The sequence below is a fragment of the Allorhizobium borbori genome (assembly GCF_014196535.1).
Taxonomy (GTDB): Bacteria; Pseudomonadota; Alphaproteobacteria; order Rhizobiales; family Rhizobiaceae; genus Ectorhizobium; species Ectorhizobium borbori.
The window spans coordinates 198467-215324 of sequence record NZ_JACIDU010000009.1 but is presented as its reverse complement, the minus strand read 5'-3'; the positions used below and the strand labels follow the sequence as shown (position 1 = coordinate 215324).

The window sequence follows — 16858 nt, the reverse complement described above, 5'->3', positions numbered from 1 at the left end:
CATGCTTCCAATATATAACGCGGGGTGGAGCAGCCCGGTAGCTCGTCAGGCTCATAACCTGAAGGCCGCAGGTTCAAATCCTGCCCCCGCAACCAACGATCCCTGCATTTGTACCAAGCCCTTCCTACCGAAGGGCTTTTTTGCGTTTAACACACAATAATACCAAGCATGTATTTGTAATACACAAAAGCCCCGCGCAGCACTGCGACGGGGTTTGTTGCGTTTTGGGGGGCGTTTAGGTGTTGACCTATCAGGCCCGGCGGATGTCGATTTATGTGCGCCAAGGCAGGCTGCCGGGCGGCAGGCGGCGGCTGAGGAGTGTTCCGCTTCCCGCCAGGGCAAATACGACAGCTGTCGATGTTACCGCTACAGCGGCAGCCTGGGTCGAGTTGCCTTCGTATTGAAGTGCGAAGATCATCACGCCGATTGTCTCGTGACCGGATGACCAGAGAAGGGCCGAGAGTGTCAGTTCGTTCTGCGCGGTCATCATCACGACAATCGCGCCGCCAATCGCCGCGGGAAGCAGGTTCGGCAGGAAGATCTGTGTCAACCGGTGAGTGAGGCCTGCGCCTGCGATGCGTCCAGCCTCGTCCAGCGCCGGATCGATGGTCGACGCGGCGGCGGTGACAGGGCGCAGCACCAATGGCAGGAAACGGGCGAGATACGCAACCGTAAGGATCGCCATTGTGCCGTAAAGTGAAACGCCGACGATGGGGAGCGGCTGCAGGAATGCGAGGATCATGCCGAGTGCGACGACCGTACCGGGGATGATCCATGGCGCTTCCACCAGAATATCCATCGCCTTTACGAGTGGGCCGGGGCGACGCACCGATAGATAGGCGAAGGGAATGGCGACGAGGACGCCGATGATCGCGGTGAACAGCGACAGGCCGATCGAATTGAAGAAAGCGCGCAGGATCGTGGCGTTGCCGAGTGCGGTTGTGAACTGGGTAAGGCTGACCGTCTCCAGCCCGAAGGAAACGCCGATGGCAGGCAGGAGGGCGGTCATCGTGAGCGCTGCGAGCGGTGCCACGGCGATGACAAGAACGATGATCCAAAGGATGATTTCCACTGGTGCCGAACGGCGAGTCGGTTCGAACGGCTTGCCCGATGGCATGGGGACGGCGATCTTTCGCATGACGAAGCCGCGCAGCATCAGCGACAGCACGGCGATGAAGGTCAACAGCAACGCCAGTACCGCGACCTGTCCGGCAGCACTCTGGCCGAAGCCGTTCAGCCTCTGGTAGATCAGTGTCGTCAGGACGGATACGCGACCCGGGATACCGAGCAGGGCCGGGACACCGAAATTGCCGATGGCGGCAGAAAAGGCGACCAAGGAACCCGCGAGCACAGAGGGCATGACCACCGGCAAGATGATGCCCGTGGCGATGCGGCGGCCGGGAATGCCGAGAATGCGGGCGGCTTCCACGAGATCCGCCGGCAGGGAGCGTAGCGCGACGCGTGTGGCCATGAACACCAGCGGCATATGTTCGGCGCCCATGACCAGCGCGATGCCGCCGGCGGAGTAAAGCGGGTTGGTGGTGCCGGGGGCGGGTGCCATGCCGATGAGGTTGAGGATGGGTGAGTTGGCACCGAAAAGCTCGATCCAGGCCAGCGCCATGGTTTGTGACGGCACGATGAGCGGCATCAGGATCAGGAAGGTGAGCGCCCCTTGCGTGCGCAGCTTCAGCAGGCTGATGGCGAAAGCGAGCGATGCGCCGAGGATGACGGAGATCGCGACCGAAAGGCCTGATGTGTAGAGCGATCCGCCGAGCGCACGCGCCGTGGCGCGACTGGCCAGCGTTTCCGTGAAAAGGCCGAGAAAAGCGCCATCGTCACCCGGCTGGAAGCCGGTGGCGAAAAGCTCAGCCAGCGGCCAGAGGGTGGTGAAGGCAATGTAGGCCAGAAGAAGGGAGACGAGCAGACGCTCGCCCCCCGATGCGGTTCGGATGGCCATAGAGGATCAGCCGCCGAAAATGTCGGCAAACTTTTCCTTCGCCTTCTTGTCGTCGGCCAGCATCCGAGCACTGTCGGCAGGCAGGATCTTCAGCGTCATGAGATCCGGATAGCCGGCCGGTTGGGCGACGCCCGGCAGGATCGGGAAGTAACCCTGGCTTGCGGCCTGTTCCTGCGCTGTCTTCGAGAGCTGCCACTTCACAAAGGTCTTGGAGGCTTCGAGCGAGTCCGTATCCTTGAGGACGGCGATCGGCTGGGTGATGGCACTGACGCCTTCCCTGGGGAAGACGAAATCAACTGGCGAGCCCTTCTTCCGGGCGTTGAGCGCCATGTATTCGATGATGATGCCGTAAGCTTTTTCACCGCGCGCCACGGCTTCGATGACAGTGCCGTTGCCCTGACCGGCGACAGCGCCACCCTTGGCCAGCTTCTCGAAGTAATCCCAGCCGAATTCCGGTTGCTGGACGACCGTGCCGACATGGATGACGGCGGCACCCGAATAAAGCGGGCTCGGCATGATCAGGCTCTTGGCGGCGTCGGCGGTTAGAAGATCGTTCCAGCTCGAGGGCGCCGTCTTTACCAGATTGGTGTTGTAGACGATGCCCGTGGTGATGACCTTGGTGCCGAAATAGGTCTTGTCCTTGTCGATGAAGGCGGGATCGATGCCGTCCACCGGGGCGTCGGCATAGGTGTAGAGGCGACCTTCATTCTTGAGCTGCGTCATGGCGACGGTATCGGCGATCAGGATGACATCGGCCGGACTCTTGCCGGCGGCATATTCGGCCTGAAGCTTGGCCATGACTTCCGTGGTGCCGGAGCGGAACAACTCTACCTTGATATCCGGGTATTCGGCATTGAAGGCGTTGATGACGGCCGTCATCTGATCCTGCGGCTGCGACGTATAGACGGTGATCGTTTCGCCGGCGCTGGCGGAAAGGGCGGAGCCCGCAAGGAAGGCTGCGGCGAAAAGGGTGCGGAAAATCGACATCTCGACCTCGTTTAAAGCAAGCCGGGAATGGGCGCATGCGCGCAATCAACCGGCCGTGCGGGATATGGGAATGAATGCGCCATCGGGGGGACGGGCTTTCACCGAGGTCGGATAACGGTGCTGCGTGACGCAGGCGCTACAATTTCTTGACAATCCAGTGACAGTTTTCGTCACGGTGGAAATGCAGGATGTCGCAATTATCCGGTCGCGCGAAGGGAAGATCCAGAAAGGCGAAGATTTCCCGCGCTGTGCCGGAATGGGCGACGATGAGGACTGGCGCGGGACCGGTGATCCGGCCAAGGCCAGCGCGCGTGCGGTCGCGAAACTCGTCCGATCCCTCACCGCCATGGGGCTTTGCTTCGCGCTTGAGTTCGCTACGCGGACGGCCCTCCATTTCGCCCCAATTGCGTTCCCTGAGTTCATCGAGGAGAAAAAGGGGCGCATCGCAGGTGGTGAGAACCGCAGCGGCGGTCTGGCGGGCGCGGGTGAGCGTCGAAACCCAGAACGACCCGAGCGAAAGTCCTCTCAGTTTTTCGGCTTGCCGGGCCGCGAGCACCTTTCCCGCCGCAGTCAGCGGTTCGTCGGTGAAACCGGCAATGCGGTCGCTGTCATTGCTGGCCGTCATACCGTGGCGCATGAAGTAGAAGTCGTTTTCGAGAAGGCGCATTACCACTCCATAACGGTGCCAGGGGCGATAGGCCAGCCGGTTTCTGCGCGGAGTTCGGCAAGCGCCTGGGGATGGCAAAAGGCGGCGAGCGCCTGCTGCGGCGCAACGGCTTCCAGCAGGCGGCGCTGTTCACCGAGGCGGGGATGGACGTTCCAGCGCAGGAAACGGGCCGTGCCGTTACGGACCATCGCTTCGGAAGGCTGGCCGCCGGCGATATGGCCGGTGAAGACGATCTGGCCCGACTTCGTAGCGATCAGGCGTTCGGCGATGGCTTTGGCGGCGCCGCGTTCGGCATTCGGGCCGGCGGCGATCATGACGCCTTCCAGCGGGGAATCCGTCTCCAGATGCCCGCCCTTCGACAGAAGGTCGTCCAGTATGGCGCAGCCACCTGCCGTCAGCCAGCTTTCATGGGATAACAGGGTTTCCGCCACTTGCCGGTGCGAAGGGCAGAGGCTGACGGGCAGGCCCTTTTCGAGAAAATGGCGGGCCATTTCCAGCCCTCGTCCGCCGGCCGGGCAGGGGAAGAGGATGGGCTCAGCGTCAAGGATTCTGTCGATTTTCGCGATCTGCTCGGAAAGCGGTATGTTGGCCACGCCGTAGGAGGCGTCGAAGATCAGGGCTTTGGCGCGAGGCGGCAGCGAAGAGCGGAACAGGGTGCTTTCCAGCGAGACATCGCCGGAATAGACGAGGCCGTCTTTACCGCCCAGTCGCATCCAGACAGCACCCGGCGCGTGGCCGCAGGGGCCGGTTTCAAGTGTAATGCCGTAGATTCTTTCGCACTCTTCCAGCGGCGTCGCGGTCTTGAGTTCGGCGTGGTTGCTGAGTGCGATGGTGGGGCGCGTTGCGTAAAGCGGGGGCCTTCCAAGCGCCTCCCATAATACCAGGCCGCCGGTGTGATCGACATGGCCGTGGCTGAACAGAATCGCATCGATCCTGCCGAGGCCGTCGATGACCGGCAGGTTGTCGCCGTCTGGGCCACGTCCGAGATCGAGCAGCAAGCGCAGGCCCGCGGCTTCATAGAGGAAGCAGGCGGGGCCCTTGACGCCCACGCCGGAAATGGCAGTTACCCTTTGCATGGCTCAGGCCGGCTCCGGCACGGGCTGTTTGTGGCGGGCCGGGGCGGCATTGGCGGCGGCGCGGGCGATGACCCAGCCGCCGGAAAAGACGATCTCGACCGGGTTGCCCCGCGAAAGCCGCTCCCTGAGCGGAAGGCTGATGGTGTCAGCATCGATACCGAGCGGCGTGAACTGGCTCATCCATGCGCCGTTCTGGAAGATCTGGTTGACGAGTTCGGCCTTGAGATGGCCACCGTGGGAAACGGTCGCGATATCCGAGGCGTGAAAGCAGAGCCAGCCAGCCCCGACGGGCGCATCGCCCGGCATGTGCAGTAGCGTTTCGCCCAGTCTGATGGTGAGGTTGCCGGCGTCGGAGGCCAGCACATCGACCGGCAGCGTGCGCCCGCGGCCGATGAAGCGGGCAACCATTTCCGTGGCCGGGCGGGTATAGAGGTCTTCCGGCGCACCGATCTGTTCCAGCCGTCCGCGATTCATTACGGCGACATGGGTGGCGACGGCCATCGCCTCGTCCTGATCGTGGGTGACGAAGACGAAGGTCGCGCCAGTCAGGGAATGGATGCGACGGAACTCCGTCAGCATGGCTTCGCGCAAATGGGCATCGAGATTGGCGAGCGGTTCATCGAGAAGGATGAGGCGTGGCCGCATGGCAAGCGAGCGGGCGAGCGCCACGCGCTGACGCTGACCGCCTGAAAGCTCGTGCGGGCGGCGGGCCTCCAATCCCTTGAGGCCGACCACATCCAGCACTTCGGCAATGCGTGCCAAGCGCTGTTGCGTTGTCAGGCCGGCGATCTTCAGGCCGAATTCGATATTGCCCTTGACCGTCATGTTCGGCCACAGCGCATAGGACTGGAACACCATGCCGAGGCGGCGTTTTTCCGGCGGTACGAAGGCATCCGGACCGGCGACGGTTTCGTCATCGAACAGGATCTGACCCGAGTCCGGTTGTTCGAGACCGGCGATCATGCGCAGAAGCGTGGTCTTGCCGCACCCGGAGGGTCCGAGCAGCGCCAGAAAGGCGCCATCGGGAATGGAGATGGAGACGTCATCGACCGCAGGCGGGCCATCGAAGCGTTTCAGGAGATTTCGGATTATCAAGCGGGGCACGGCTTACCGTCCAATCGTTTCGTGCCGGTTGAATGTCGTATTTTCATGACATTTGCATGAAGCTTTCCCATGTTGCTGGGGATTTGCGACGAGTGCGATGTGTAAAAACTTCCCACAAGGCGAAATTCTGGTTAGATAGCCGAATGGAATGAATTCCGGTGGTCCCGATAAGCGCATGACACGGCAACGCCCGACCGCTCCCTTCTCAGAGGACGCCCTGCAACGCACGTTGACGCGGGTCCTGCGGCCGCTCGTCAGGCTGGCGCTTTCCTGCGGGCTGACATTTCCGGCCTTTTCGGCGGTAATCCGCCGGCTGTTCATCGACGTGGCGGAGAAGGAATTCGCCATCGAGGGAAAATCACAGACCGACAGCCGTATTTCGCTGATTACCGGCATTCACCGCAAGGATGTGAGCCGGCTAAGAACAGGTGAAATGCCCATGCCTGTGCTACCACCGCCGGTCTCGCGGACAAGTCGCATCGTGGCGCGCTGGCTGGCCGATCCCCGTTATTGCGACGAGCATGGCCTGCCCAGGCCCTTGCCGCGTACAGGGACCGACGACGAGATCTCCTTCGAGACGCTGGTGGGCGATGTGACACGCGACCTGCGCGCCCGCGCCGTGCTTGATGAGTGGCTGGACCGGGGCATTGCGGTTGTCGATGCGGATGACCGCGTGCATCTGAGCGCGGCCGCCATCGTGCCCGAGGCTGGCGATGATGCACTGAGGCACTATTTTACCCGAAACCTGCATGACCATGCGGCGGCAGCGGTGGCGAACATGGTTGCTGATGCACCGCCCTTTCTGGAGCGGGCGGTCCACTATAACCGCATCTCACCGGCGCTGGCCGCCCGGCTTGAGGCGTTGAGCCGGGAAGAGGCGATGCAGATGCTGCTTCGCCTGAACCGTGTGGCCAACGACGCTATCGAGGCGGATGAAGGCGGCGATGCCCGCTGGACCACCGGTGTTTATGTGTTTCGCGCCGATCATGAGCCGGAGAACCATTCCGTTCCGGCAGAGAAGGGCAAAGCCGAATGAGCGGTGTGCGGCTTTCCAGACGGCTGTTCCTGCAGGCAGCGGCCTTTCTGTTGCCCATGGGGGCTTCACGCGTTCTGGCTGACGCGCCGAAGCCGCTTCCCGTCGATCACGGCATTGGTGGGACCGGCATGCCCATTCGCCGCAGGGGCGGTGAGGATCAGGGGATCGGCGGGACCGGCGTGTTCGGCCGCATCCGTAAATTCGGCAGCATCTATGTCAACGACCTGCGTATTCATTATCCGCCTGACGTCGTGGTTTTCATTGACGGACGGCGCGCTGGCGTTGAGGCGATGCGGATCGGCCATGTGGTGCGCGCGGCCCTTTCAGGAACGGCAAGCCGGCCGCAAACGCAACGGATCGATATTACCAGCGAGGTGATCGGGCCGATCGAGCAGGTCGGCGCCGAAACGATGACCGTGCTTTCCCAGCGGATCGATCTCCGTACGGCTGCTTACAGGCCGAAACTCAAGCCGGGCATGACGGTTGCCGTTTTCGGTATTCGCGCGCCGGACGGGCAGATCGTGGCCAGCCGGGTCGAAACGCGCCCGCGTTCCGCGCGATGGATCGTGCGGGGTGTTGTAGAAAGGGCCGGCGGCCGATTGCGGATCGGTGGTTTGACCATAGATCGCCCTGCCGGCGCCCTTGCCGGACACCGTGTCGAGGCGGAGATCGCCAGGGCGGCGCGGGGACTGGTGCTTCGGCGCATTACCGAGGAAATCCTGGTGCCCGGCCTCGGTTCGGGCCGTGTGATTGTCGAGACCGTGCGCTCGTCAGGGGAAGGCGGCTTGCGATCGGGGCCGTCGCGCGGGCAACCCATGGAGCCCGGCTACTTCAATTTGTCCATCGGACCTGACGGTCGCGCCGGGCCAATGCAGGGCATGCCCGGGCCGGGGCCGGGGCTAGGACCAGGACCGGGACCCAATGGCGGGCCCTATCCGGGAGGCCATCCGCCTCCCGGCGGTCCTCCACCCGGCAGGCACCCCTTTGAGGGAGGGTTTTTCGAGGGTAGGCATCCCCCCGGGCCACCCGGTGGAAGAGCGCCGCCAGGTCCTCCGGGTGGAAGGGGGCCGCCGCCGGGGCGTCGCTGAAATAAAAATGGCGAGGTCCGGCTGGGCAGCCCGGAACTCGCCATGCCGATGGCCAGTCGAATATTCGCTTGCCCTTCCGGTTCGAGCACCGGGCCGGGATCGCGAGGCCGTCACGATACGCGATACAATCCGGGTGTTCTTTGGGGGCGGTCATGGTCTGCGATCGAATCGCCGGCCATCGGGAATCACCTGTTTTGAACTGCGCATGCATGAATAAATGGGAAATTTTCCCACACGTCAAGCGCAGCATTTCGCTGTCAGGCCTAATCGACTGACCCGTGGACGTGGCGGAAATGTGCGTCGATGATCGGGGTTTTCGCGGAGAAGACGTATCTCTGCCCGTGCCGTGTCCGACGGGGATGTTTGGCGGTGCATTTCTGAAGCGATTTGCAGCCAAAAAGACAGATCATCTGCGGAAAATCAACGATTTTTGCGCTATTTGGTCGCGGCTTACGGTCGTGTGACTAAAATTTCAGATCCGCTTAATTATTCACCTGCAATATATGGGTGTTTGCAGCCTGAAGTCCTGTCGACGCGCGTGGTCGGGGCAGGGTGCGGCAGCTTTCCTGGGCAATCAAGGGGCAGGTAGGTCTATGTCAGTGGCAAGAGCGGTGCAACGCAATGCGCCCTACCGTGTCGCGCACGACACCACGAAAATTCTGGTGATCGAGGATTCGGTTGCGGTTGCCGCCGTCCTGAAAGCCGGGATCGAGGAAGAGACGAGCGCGACTGTGGTTCATTGCGCTTCCTTTGCGGAAGCCGAGCCGCATATCGATGGCGGCGACATTTCCTTTGCCGTCACGGGCCTCAGCCTGCCGGATGCGGCGGGTCGTTCGATCCTCGACCGGCTGGAGAGGAGCGGTATTCCGGCCGTCGTGTTCACGGCCCGGCATGACGAGGAGGCCGAGACCCATTTCGCCGAACAGCGTCTGCTGGATTATATCCTCAAGGACAGCGCCGATTCCGTTGCGCGCGCCGTTCATTCGGTGAAGTGCATCGTTGAAAACAGCGCCTTCACCGTTCTGGTCGTCGATGACGCGCGCTCGGCGCGTTCCGGCCTTGTCGATCTTCTGACCCGGCGCCAGTTCAAGGTGTTCGAGGCCCGCTCCGGCTCGGAAGCGCTGAAGATCATGGCCGTTCAGCCGAACATCGACCTGATTATCACCGATTACCACATGCCAGATATGGATGGATATCAGCTCATCCAGCGCATTCGCACGGAGAAAACCTCGGAAGAGTTGCGGATCGTCGGTGTCTCCTCCTCGTCGGACCGGCGGTTGAGCGCGCTGTTCCTCAAGGCCGGTGCGTCCGATTTCATCTACCGCCCCTTCGTGGCGGAGGAACTCCAGTGTCGCATCGACAACAATATCGAGACGCTGAAGCAGCTTCGCCGGCTGAAATATTATGCCGAGCGCGATCCGTTGACCGGACTTTCGAACCGCAGGCTGTTCTTCGAAACGGGTATTCGCATGGCGCGGGAAAACGAGCGCGCCAACCGTGCGAGCGCGGTCGCCATTCTCGACGTCGATCATTTCAAGAAGGTCAACGATACCTATGGCCACGAGGCCGGTGACGTGGTGCTCAAGGCCGTTGCCGATACGCTGGCCGAAAAGGTGGAGGGCACGCGCCATCTGGTGGCGCGGCTGGGCGGTGAGGAATTCGCGCTTTACCTGCACGATCTGGCGGGTCGTGCCGCCTTCGACTTCTGCAATGGGGTGCGTGAGGCCGTGGAAGCCCTGGTGATCGAAGTCAACGACAAGATGATCCACATCACCGCTTCGATCGGCGTGGCCGATGTGCAGCCCGAAGAGACATTCGACAACCACCTGAACGCCGCAGACCAGTTTCTTTACATGGCCAAGAATGGCGGTCGCAACCGAGTCTTCTGCGAAGGCGTGCTGCTCGGCCAGTTCTGAGCAATCAGACCAGCCCGTAGAGCGTGCCGGCAAAGGCCATGGCGACGACGACCGCCGCCGGCGGAAGTTTCCACCATACGAGCAGGATGAAGCCGGTGGCCGCGAGTGCGAAATCGCCCGGCGCCCTGATGGCGCTCGTCCAGACCGGATCGTAAAACGCTGCCGCCAGCAATCCCACGACAGCCGCATTCACCCCTTGCAGGGCGGCACGCGCGCCAAGCCGATTGCGCAACGCGCTCCAGAAGGGCAGGGCGCCGAGCACGAGCAGGAGGCCGGGCAGGAAGATAGCGACGGTGCCGAGCATCGCCCCCGCCCATCCGTTCGGTCCGGTTTGCGAGGCGGCTCCCAGATAGGCAGCGAAGGTGAAGAGCGGTCCCGGCACGATCTGGGCCAGACCGTAACCGGCCAGGAAGAGATCGTTCGTCAGGCGGCCCGCCCCCACGAAGGCCGTTTCCAGAAGCGGCAGAACGACATGGCCGCCACCAAAGACCAGCGCGCCGGCCCGGTAGAAGGCATCGAAGGCGAAAGCCCATGCACCCGCACCGGTTTGGATGAGGAGCGGCGGCACGACGAGCAACAGGGTGAAGAGCGCAAGGCAGGCGATGCCGGCGCTTCGCGAGAGGCGTACCGGCAGCGCCTGCACTGAGGCCGATGCGGCGGGCTTGCAGAGCACGAGACCGAGCAGGCCGCCACCGGCAATCGCGATCATCTGCCCGAGGCTGCCGGGGAGCATCATGACCATGACGAGCGCGCCAAGCGCGATGCCGACGCGCGGCGCATCGGGTGTCAGCGTTTTCGCCATGCTCCAGACAGCCTGGGCGACGACGGCGACAGCGACGATCTTCAGCGCGTGGATGAGGGCAGCGCCGAGGGCATTGTCGAAGGAGCCGGCGGCAAGCGCGCAGAGCGTGAGAAACAGCGCCGAGGGCAAGGTGAAGGCCAGCCACGCGGCAAGCGCGCCGGGCATTCCGGCTCTGAGGTAACCGATGACAAAGCCGGTCTGGCTGGAAGCGGGACCGGGAAGGAACTGGCAGAGCGCTACGATATCGGCATAACCGGCGTCATCCAGCCAGCCGCGCCGTTTGACGAACTCGTCGCGGAAATAGCCGAGATGTGCCACCGGCCCGCCAAAGGCGGTGAGGCCGAGTTTCAGAAAAACGCGAAACACCTCCGCGACGGCTTTCCCTTTGGCGCGGGCGGGATCTGTGGCGGGAGTGTCATTTTGCATCGGTTCTCTTCCGGGCGCTGTGGCTCTTTCCCTTTACACGCTTTTCCATGAAGGTTTGAAGGCTGGCATTTGCGTTTCGGGGCCCCGCAAATTTGGGATGTGGTTTCCGTTTGGTTAAAATCGAGGATGCGATTTTAATCTTTTGTTAAGCATAAATTTCGTAGGGTCAAAGCACACCCTGACAGGGGTTCACCGGCTGCATCAGGCAGGTCCGGTCTTCCTGAAAATGTAGATCGTCGTGACTGCAGGGCCTTGACCGGGGCTGGCATGAGCGATGATCCAGACAGGTTCTCATTTCTTCCGGCGGAGATGCGATGACACATCGCGGTCTATCTGTTCGCGAAACCTGCAGTCTTTCCGCGGCTTCGGCAACGGATGGAGCGGGGTCTCATCCGGAAGATGATGTTTCCCACCGTTGCCGGCTCGTCCGGGGCGCTTTTGAGCCGCGCCTGTACCGGCCTGCCGATGGGGAACGAAGAAATCGCTTGCCGGCAGGATGCCGGAAAGCGTCGGGCCGGGGTTTTCACAGGCCCCGGTTCTGCCCGGCAGGGCAGCGTACCGGATCGAAGCGATGTGCGATCGGAATGCCCTGCGTCGTGTCCGGCCTGTCAGCGCCCAGATTGGTCTCTAAGGTGCTGGCAGGCCGCCGGGCCGACCGTTGCGGTCCCGGTCATCTCAGGAAATCGCGGAAGCGCCTGAGTGCGAAAAGGGAAAGCGCCGAGCCGATGGCGGCCAGCGCGAGAAATTGCGGCCAGACGATGCCGAGGCCTGCGCCCCGGAACAGGATGGCCTGACCAAGAATGACGAAATGCGTATTCGGCGCCGCCAGCATGATGGTCTGGATGATCTGCGGCATGCTTTCGCGGGGCGTCATGCCGCCGGCCAGAACCTCGAGCGGCAGAAGCACGAGGACGAGCAGCATGCCGAATTGCGGCATGGAGCCGGCAACCGTGGCCAGGAAGATACCGAGCGAGGTGGTGGCGAAGAGGTGAAGCGCCGCCCCCGCCAGAAAGAGCGGTATCGAGCCCTGTATATCCACGGAAAGCAGGCCCTGCACCACGCCATAAAGCGCGCAGCCGGTGGCCACCAGCACCACCGCGCCCATGGACCACACTTTCGACAGCATGATTTCCGCCGGCGTGACGGGCATGACGAGCAGGTGCTCGATCGTTCCGTGTTCGCGTTCGCGGATCAGTGCCGCGCCCGTCAGGATGATCGACAGGATCGTGACCTTGCTGATCGTATCGGTGATGGAGCCGAACCAGCTTTTGCTCAGTTCCGGATTGTAGCGGGCGCGCAGCGTCAGATTGACCGGCACTTCGGTTGCGGCGCGGTAGCGCTTCACATATTCGTTGATCTCGCTGTCGACGATCTGCTGGATATAACCGTTGCCGGAAAAGGCCTGCGACATGCGGGTGGCATCGATATTGAGCTGCAGTTCCGGCACGCGCCCGGCCATGAGGTCGCGCTGGAAATCCGGGGGAATATCGAGCGCGAACGCATCGAGCCCGGCATCCATGCGCTTGTCCATTTCGGTGACGGAAATCATCTTCGGCGTCATGAAATAAGGTTCGTAGAACGCCGAGGCGATCCGCCCCGACAGCGGCGACTGGTCCTCATCGACAATGGCGATGGCCGCGTTGTTCAGGCTTTCCGGCATGGCGGAAGCGTAGGTGTAGATCGATACCGTGAAGGCGTAGAGGATCAACGCCAGCAGCATGTGATCACGGGAAAGCCCGCGCAGTTCCTTGATGCCCAGCTCTATGACGTTGGAAAGACGCATGGTCAGTTCGCCTGCTTGCGGAGGAAGAGGGCTCCCATTGCGATGAGGATCGGCACCGCGATGAGGAGCGGGATGAACGATCCGGCGAGATTGGTGAAATCGAGGGCCTTGGAGAAGGTGCCGCGCGAGATCGTCACGAAATAGGTGGCGGGATAGATGTTGCCAATGACGGCACCCGCGCCCTTGAGCGAGGTGACCGGATCGATCAGCCCGGAATATTGCACCACAGGAATGAGGGTGAGCAGTGCCGTGCCGAACAGCGCGGCAATCTGGCTCTGCACGAAGGTGGAGATGACGAGCCCCATGGCCGTGGCGATGGTGACATAAAGGAAGGCGCCGGCGGTGAGCGTTATGAAACTGCCGGTAAAGGGCACCGAAAAGGCCGTCATGGCGAACGCGATGAGCAGCAGGAAGTTCACCATGGCCAGCAGGATATAGGGGATCTGCTTCCCGATCAGGAATTCGAGCCGCGTGACCGGTGTCACATAGAGATTGACGATCGAGCCGAGTTCCTTTTCCCGCACGACGCTGAGCGCCGAAAGCATCGCGGGGATGAGCATCAGGAGCAGCGGAATGACTGCCGGCACCATGGCGACGAGGCTGCGGATGTCGGGATTGTAGCGATAGCGGGCCGCGACGGTGTAGGTGCCTTTGATTGCCTCATCGCCGTAGAGTTCGCGGGCCTTGCGTGTGAGCCAGCTTTTATGCATGCCCTCGACATAACCGCGCACGGTTTCGGCCCGTGTCGGCATGGCGCCGTCGATCCAGGCGCCGACCTCGACCGTGTTCCCGTGGGTGACATCGCGCCCGAAGCCCGGTGGAATTTCGATGGCGAGGCTGATGTCGCCTTCCTGCATCCGCCGGTCCATATCCGCGTAATCGAGGATTGGTGGCTTCTCGATGAAGTAGCGCGAACCGGAGATATCGGCGACGTAATCGCGCGAGATGGTGGAATCGTCGCGGTCGAGAACGGCGAAGGTCAGGTTCTCGACATCGAGGTTGATGCCGTAGCCCATCACGAACAACAGGATGACCGAGCCGAGAATGGCGAGCGTTGCACGGATCGGGTCGCGTTTCAGCTCCAGCGCTTCACGGCGCGTGTAGCTCAACATGCGGCGCAGGCTGAAAATACCGCGGCGTTTGGGGGCCGTGGATGGCGCGGCTTCCAGCGATGCCGGTTCCGCCGCACGGACTGTTTCCGGGCCGATGGCGTCCTGAAGATAGGCGATGAAGGCATCTTCCAGCGATGCCGCGCCGCGCTTTTCGACAATGGCGGCGGGCGTGTCGCTGATGAGCACCTTGCCGGCATGCATCAACGAGATACGGTCGCAGAGCGCCGCCTCGTTCATGAAATGGGTGGAGACGAAGATCGTCACGCCGTCCTTGCGGGAGAGATCGGCGAGGATCTTCCAGAAATCGTCGCGGGCAACGGGATCGACGCCGGACGTCGGTTCATCGAGGATGAGGATATCCGGTGCGTGGATCATCGCGACCGCCAGCGAAAGTCGCTGGCGCACGCCGAGCGGCAGCGCTTCCGGCAATTCGTCCATGATACCGGCGAGATCGAAGCGTGCGGCCATCTCCTCGATGCGGGCCGGGATCGTCTCCTTCGGCAGGCGGAAAAGGCAGGCATGCAGGTCGAGGTTCTGGCGCACGGTCAGTTCGCCATAGAGCGAGAAGGCCTGGCTCATGTAGCCAATGCGGCGGCGCACCTCCATGTCGGCGGCATTCACGGTATTGCCGAACAGTTTGGCCGTACCTTCCGTCGCGGCGAGAAGGCCGGTCAGCATTTTCATGGTCGTGGTCTTGCCGCAACCGTTCGAGCCGAGAAAGCCGAAGATTTCACCGCGCGGAATGCGGAAGCTGACGTGATCGACGGCGGTGAAGTCGCCGAAACGCATGGTCAGGCCTTCCGCCTCGATCGCGAACGCCTGCGCACCATCCGTCTGGCGCGGCGGAATGACGACCTTGGTGTGGTCACCGCGCTCTTCCACCGGCAGGAGCTCGATGAAGGCGGCGTCGAGATCGGCGGTGCCGGTGCGGGTCATGAGTTCGGCGGGGGTGCCGGTTGCCAGCACCTTGCCGGCATTCATCGCCATCAGCCAGTCGAAACGGGCGGCCTCTTCCATATAGGCGGTGGCGACGATGACGCTCATTGTGGGGCGCGTAGCGCGGATGCCTTCGATCAGTTCCCAGAATTGCCGGCGTGAGAGCGGATCGACGCCGGTGGTCGGTTCATCGAGGATCAGCAGATCGGGATCGTGGATGAGAGCGCAGCAAAGACCGAGCTTCTGCTTCATGCCACCGGAAAGCTTGCCGGCCGGGCGGTCGAGAAAGGGATCGAGCCCGGTGCCGCGGGTCAGTTCGCTGATGCGCCTGTCGCGTTCGGCCTTGTCGTGACCGAACAGGCGGCCGAAGAATTCAAGGTTTTCCCGCACAGAGAGCGTGGCATAGAGATTGCGGCCAAGGCCTTGCGGCATGTAGGCGATGCGCGGGCAGACGGCATTGCGGTGCTTCACATCCGCCATGTCGCCGCCGAGCACCAGAACACTGCCGGTCTTGATGGCGCGGGCGCCGGAGACGAGCGACAGAAGCGTCGACTTGCCGACGCCATCCGGGCCTATCATGCCGACCATGCAGCCGGCGGGAATATCGAGCGTCACGGCATCGAGCGCCACCGTCTTGCCATAGGCATGGCTGACGGCTTCGAGCCGGACGATGGCGGGTTCCGAAACGCTCATTGGACGAGGTTTTTCTCAAGCTCCGCAGGCCAGACGGCATCCGGGGCGGTGCGTACATAGGCGACGCCCGGCAGACCGGTCTTGACCTGACGGATATATTTTTTCAGCAGCTCCTGCGGAATGGCGGCGCGCACCCGAAAGACGAGCTTCTGGCGCTCTTCTTCCGTTTCCACCGTCTTCGGGGTGAACTGGGCGACATCCGCGACGAAGGATATCTTGGCCGGGATGGTGTATTGCGGCGCGGCATCCAGCACGAGGCGCACATCCGAACCGATCTGCAGGCGGCCCGCTTCGGAGGTCGGCAGGAAGAAGGTCATGTACACGTCTTCCAGATCGACCAGGCTGACGATGCGGCCACCGGCGGCCAGCACCTCACCGGGTTCGGCAACGCGATACTGGATGCGTCCGTCGCGCGGCGATTTCAGCGTGCCATCGGCGATCTGCGTCTCGATGAGTTCGATGGCGGCCTTTGCCGCGTCGATGGCGGCTTCGGCATCCACCACCTGTGCGCGGGCGGCATTGATACCCGCCTCCGCGGCGGCAAGGCTTGCCTTGGCGACGGCCAGCGCCGACACTGCACCCTGATAGGCAGACCGCGTATCGTCCAGAACCTGTTGCGACACGACGCTGGTCTTCGCCAGGGATTCCGCGCGGTCGAGGGTTTTCTGGGCGACTTCGAGCTGAACTTCGCGCTGCGCGACCACAGCCTTGGCCGACTCATTTTCAGCCAGCCTCTGCTTGAGAACGCTGCCGGCGGTGTCGACGCCGATTTCGGCGCGGCGCTTTTCCGCTTCCGCCTGCCGCTTCTGTGCTGCCAGCGTATCGCTGTCCATGACGGCGAGCACCTGCCCGGCGGTGACGAAATCGCCCTCGCGAACGGTAATTCCCTTCAGGCGTCCGGCAAGCTTGGTGGAAATGCCGATTTCCGTTGCCTCGATGCGACCATTGCCCTTGGCGATGCCGGCGGGCAGTTCGGTGGCGCCAAGGCGTTGCCAGGCGAGATAAGCGCCCGCTGCTGCGATGACGACGACGCCCGTCGCCGCGAGGTTCCTGATCGACAGAGCCATGCCCATTCCCTTTGAAAACGGTGCCATTCGTGAAAGCGCGCTCATCCTAAAACAGGCGGCGGCTAATGTTAACTCCTATCAGGAGAGCGTCGAAGATTGATTGATTTTTATCAATGCCTCGCAATTGCTTCGCCCGGCATTCCCCCAAAGCGTGTGATTGACAATGGAGACGCCTCGGCCAAGATGCGCCAAAAGCAAAGACCGGGAG

12 protein-coding genes and 1 tRNA gene are annotated in these 16858 nt (G+C 62.5%); 4 read left to right on the top strand and 9 right to left on the bottom strand.

Features of this window, described 5'->3' with window-relative positions:
* Positions 1 to 18: 18 nt before the first annotated feature.
* Positions 19 to 95, top strand: a tRNA-Met gene (locus GGQ66_RS12950).
* Positions 96 to 271: 176 nt separating this feature from the next.
* Here GGQ66_RS12950 and GGQ66_RS12945 read toward each other — a convergent pair.
* The 5 genes from GGQ66_RS12945 to GGQ66_RS12925 form a co-directional block, all read right to left on the bottom strand.
* Positions 272 to 1957 (bottom strand): ABC transporter permease, encoded by a 1686-nt coding sequence (locus GGQ66_RS12945; RefSeq protein WP_183793132.1) that lies wholly within the window; start codon positions 1955 to 1957, stop codon positions 272 to 274.
* Between the two features lie 6 nt (positions 1958 to 1963).
* Positions 1964 to 2944 (bottom strand): ABC transporter substrate-binding protein, encoded by a 981-nt coding sequence (locus GGQ66_RS12940; protein ID WP_183793131.1) that lies wholly within the window; start codon positions 2942 to 2944, stop codon positions 1964 to 1966.
* 136 nt (positions 2945 to 3080) lie between these two features.
* Positions 3081 to 3611, bottom strand: coding sequence for a histidine phosphatase family protein (locus GGQ66_RS12935; RefSeq protein WP_183793130.1), 531 nt, complete (start codon positions 3609 to 3611; stop codon positions 3081 to 3083).
* A complete protein-coding gene (locus GGQ66_RS12930) occupies positions 3611 to 4687 on the bottom strand; it encodes an MBL fold metallo-hydrolase (RefSeq protein WP_183793129.1) in 1077 nt (358 codons plus the stop codon). The genes GGQ66_RS12935 and GGQ66_RS12930 overlap by 1 nt, the downstream gene beginning before the upstream one ends.
* A 3-nt stretch (positions 4688 to 4690) precedes the next feature.
* Positions 4691 to 5791 (bottom strand): ABC transporter ATP-binding protein, encoded by a 1101-nt coding sequence (locus GGQ66_RS12925; protein WP_183793128.1) that lies wholly within the window; start codon positions 5789 to 5791, stop codon positions 4691 to 4693.
* Positions 5792 to 5966: 175 nt separating this feature from the next.
* Between GGQ66_RS12925 and GGQ66_RS12920 the strand changes: the two genes are divergently transcribed.
* From GGQ66_RS12920 to GGQ66_RS12910, 3 genes are all read left to right on the top strand, one after another.
* Entirely contained in the window at positions 5967 to 6827 is an 861-nt protein-coding gene (locus GGQ66_RS12920; protein ID WP_183793127.1) for a DUF6502 family protein, read from the top strand.
* A complete protein-coding gene (locus GGQ66_RS12915; RefSeq protein WP_183793126.1) occupies positions 6824 to 7915 on the top strand; it encodes a DUF5666 domain-containing protein in 1092 nt (363 codons plus the stop codon). The genes GGQ66_RS12920 and GGQ66_RS12915 overlap by 4 nt, the downstream gene beginning before the upstream one ends.
* Positions 7916 to 8508: 593 nt before the next feature.
* On the top strand, positions 8509 to 9831 hold the full coding sequence (locus tag GGQ66_RS12910) for a GGDEF domain-containing response regulator (RefSeq protein WP_183793125.1): 1323 nt from the start codon (positions 8509 to 8511) through the stop codon (positions 9829 to 9831).
* A 4-nt stretch (positions 9832 to 9835) separates the two neighbouring features.
* Here the strand turns inward: GGQ66_RS12910 and chrA are convergent, their stop codons facing one another.
* The 4 genes from chrA to GGQ66_RS12890 all read right to left on the bottom strand — a co-directional run bounded on the left by chrA (position 9836) and on the right by GGQ66_RS12890 (position 16650).
* A complete protein-coding gene (gene chrA, locus GGQ66_RS12905; protein WP_183793124.1) occupies positions 9836 to 11059 on the bottom strand; it encodes a chromate efflux transporter in 1224 nt (407 codons plus the stop codon).
* A 670-nt stretch (positions 11060 to 11729) separates the two neighbouring features.
* The gene (locus GGQ66_RS12900) at positions 11730 to 12842 is read right to left on the bottom strand and encodes an ABC transporter permease (RefSeq protein ID WP_183793123.1); all 1113 of its coding nucleotides are present in this window, start codon (positions 12840 to 12842) and stop codon (positions 11730 to 11732) included.
* 2 nt (positions 12843 to 12844) lie between these two features.
* Positions 12845 to 15583 (bottom strand): ribosome-associated ATPase/putative transporter RbbA, encoded by a 2739-nt coding sequence (gene rbbA / locus GGQ66_RS12895; RefSeq protein ID WP_183793121.1) that lies wholly within the window; start codon positions 15581 to 15583, stop codon positions 12845 to 12847.
* Positions 15580 to 16650, bottom strand: a complete 1071-nt coding sequence (locus GGQ66_RS12890; RefSeq protein ID WP_183793119.1) for an HlyD family secretion protein — start codon at positions 16648 to 16650, stop codon at positions 15580 to 15582. The genes rbbA and GGQ66_RS12890 overlap by 4 nt, the downstream gene beginning before the upstream one ends.
* Positions 16651 to 16858: the final 208 nt, after the last annotated feature.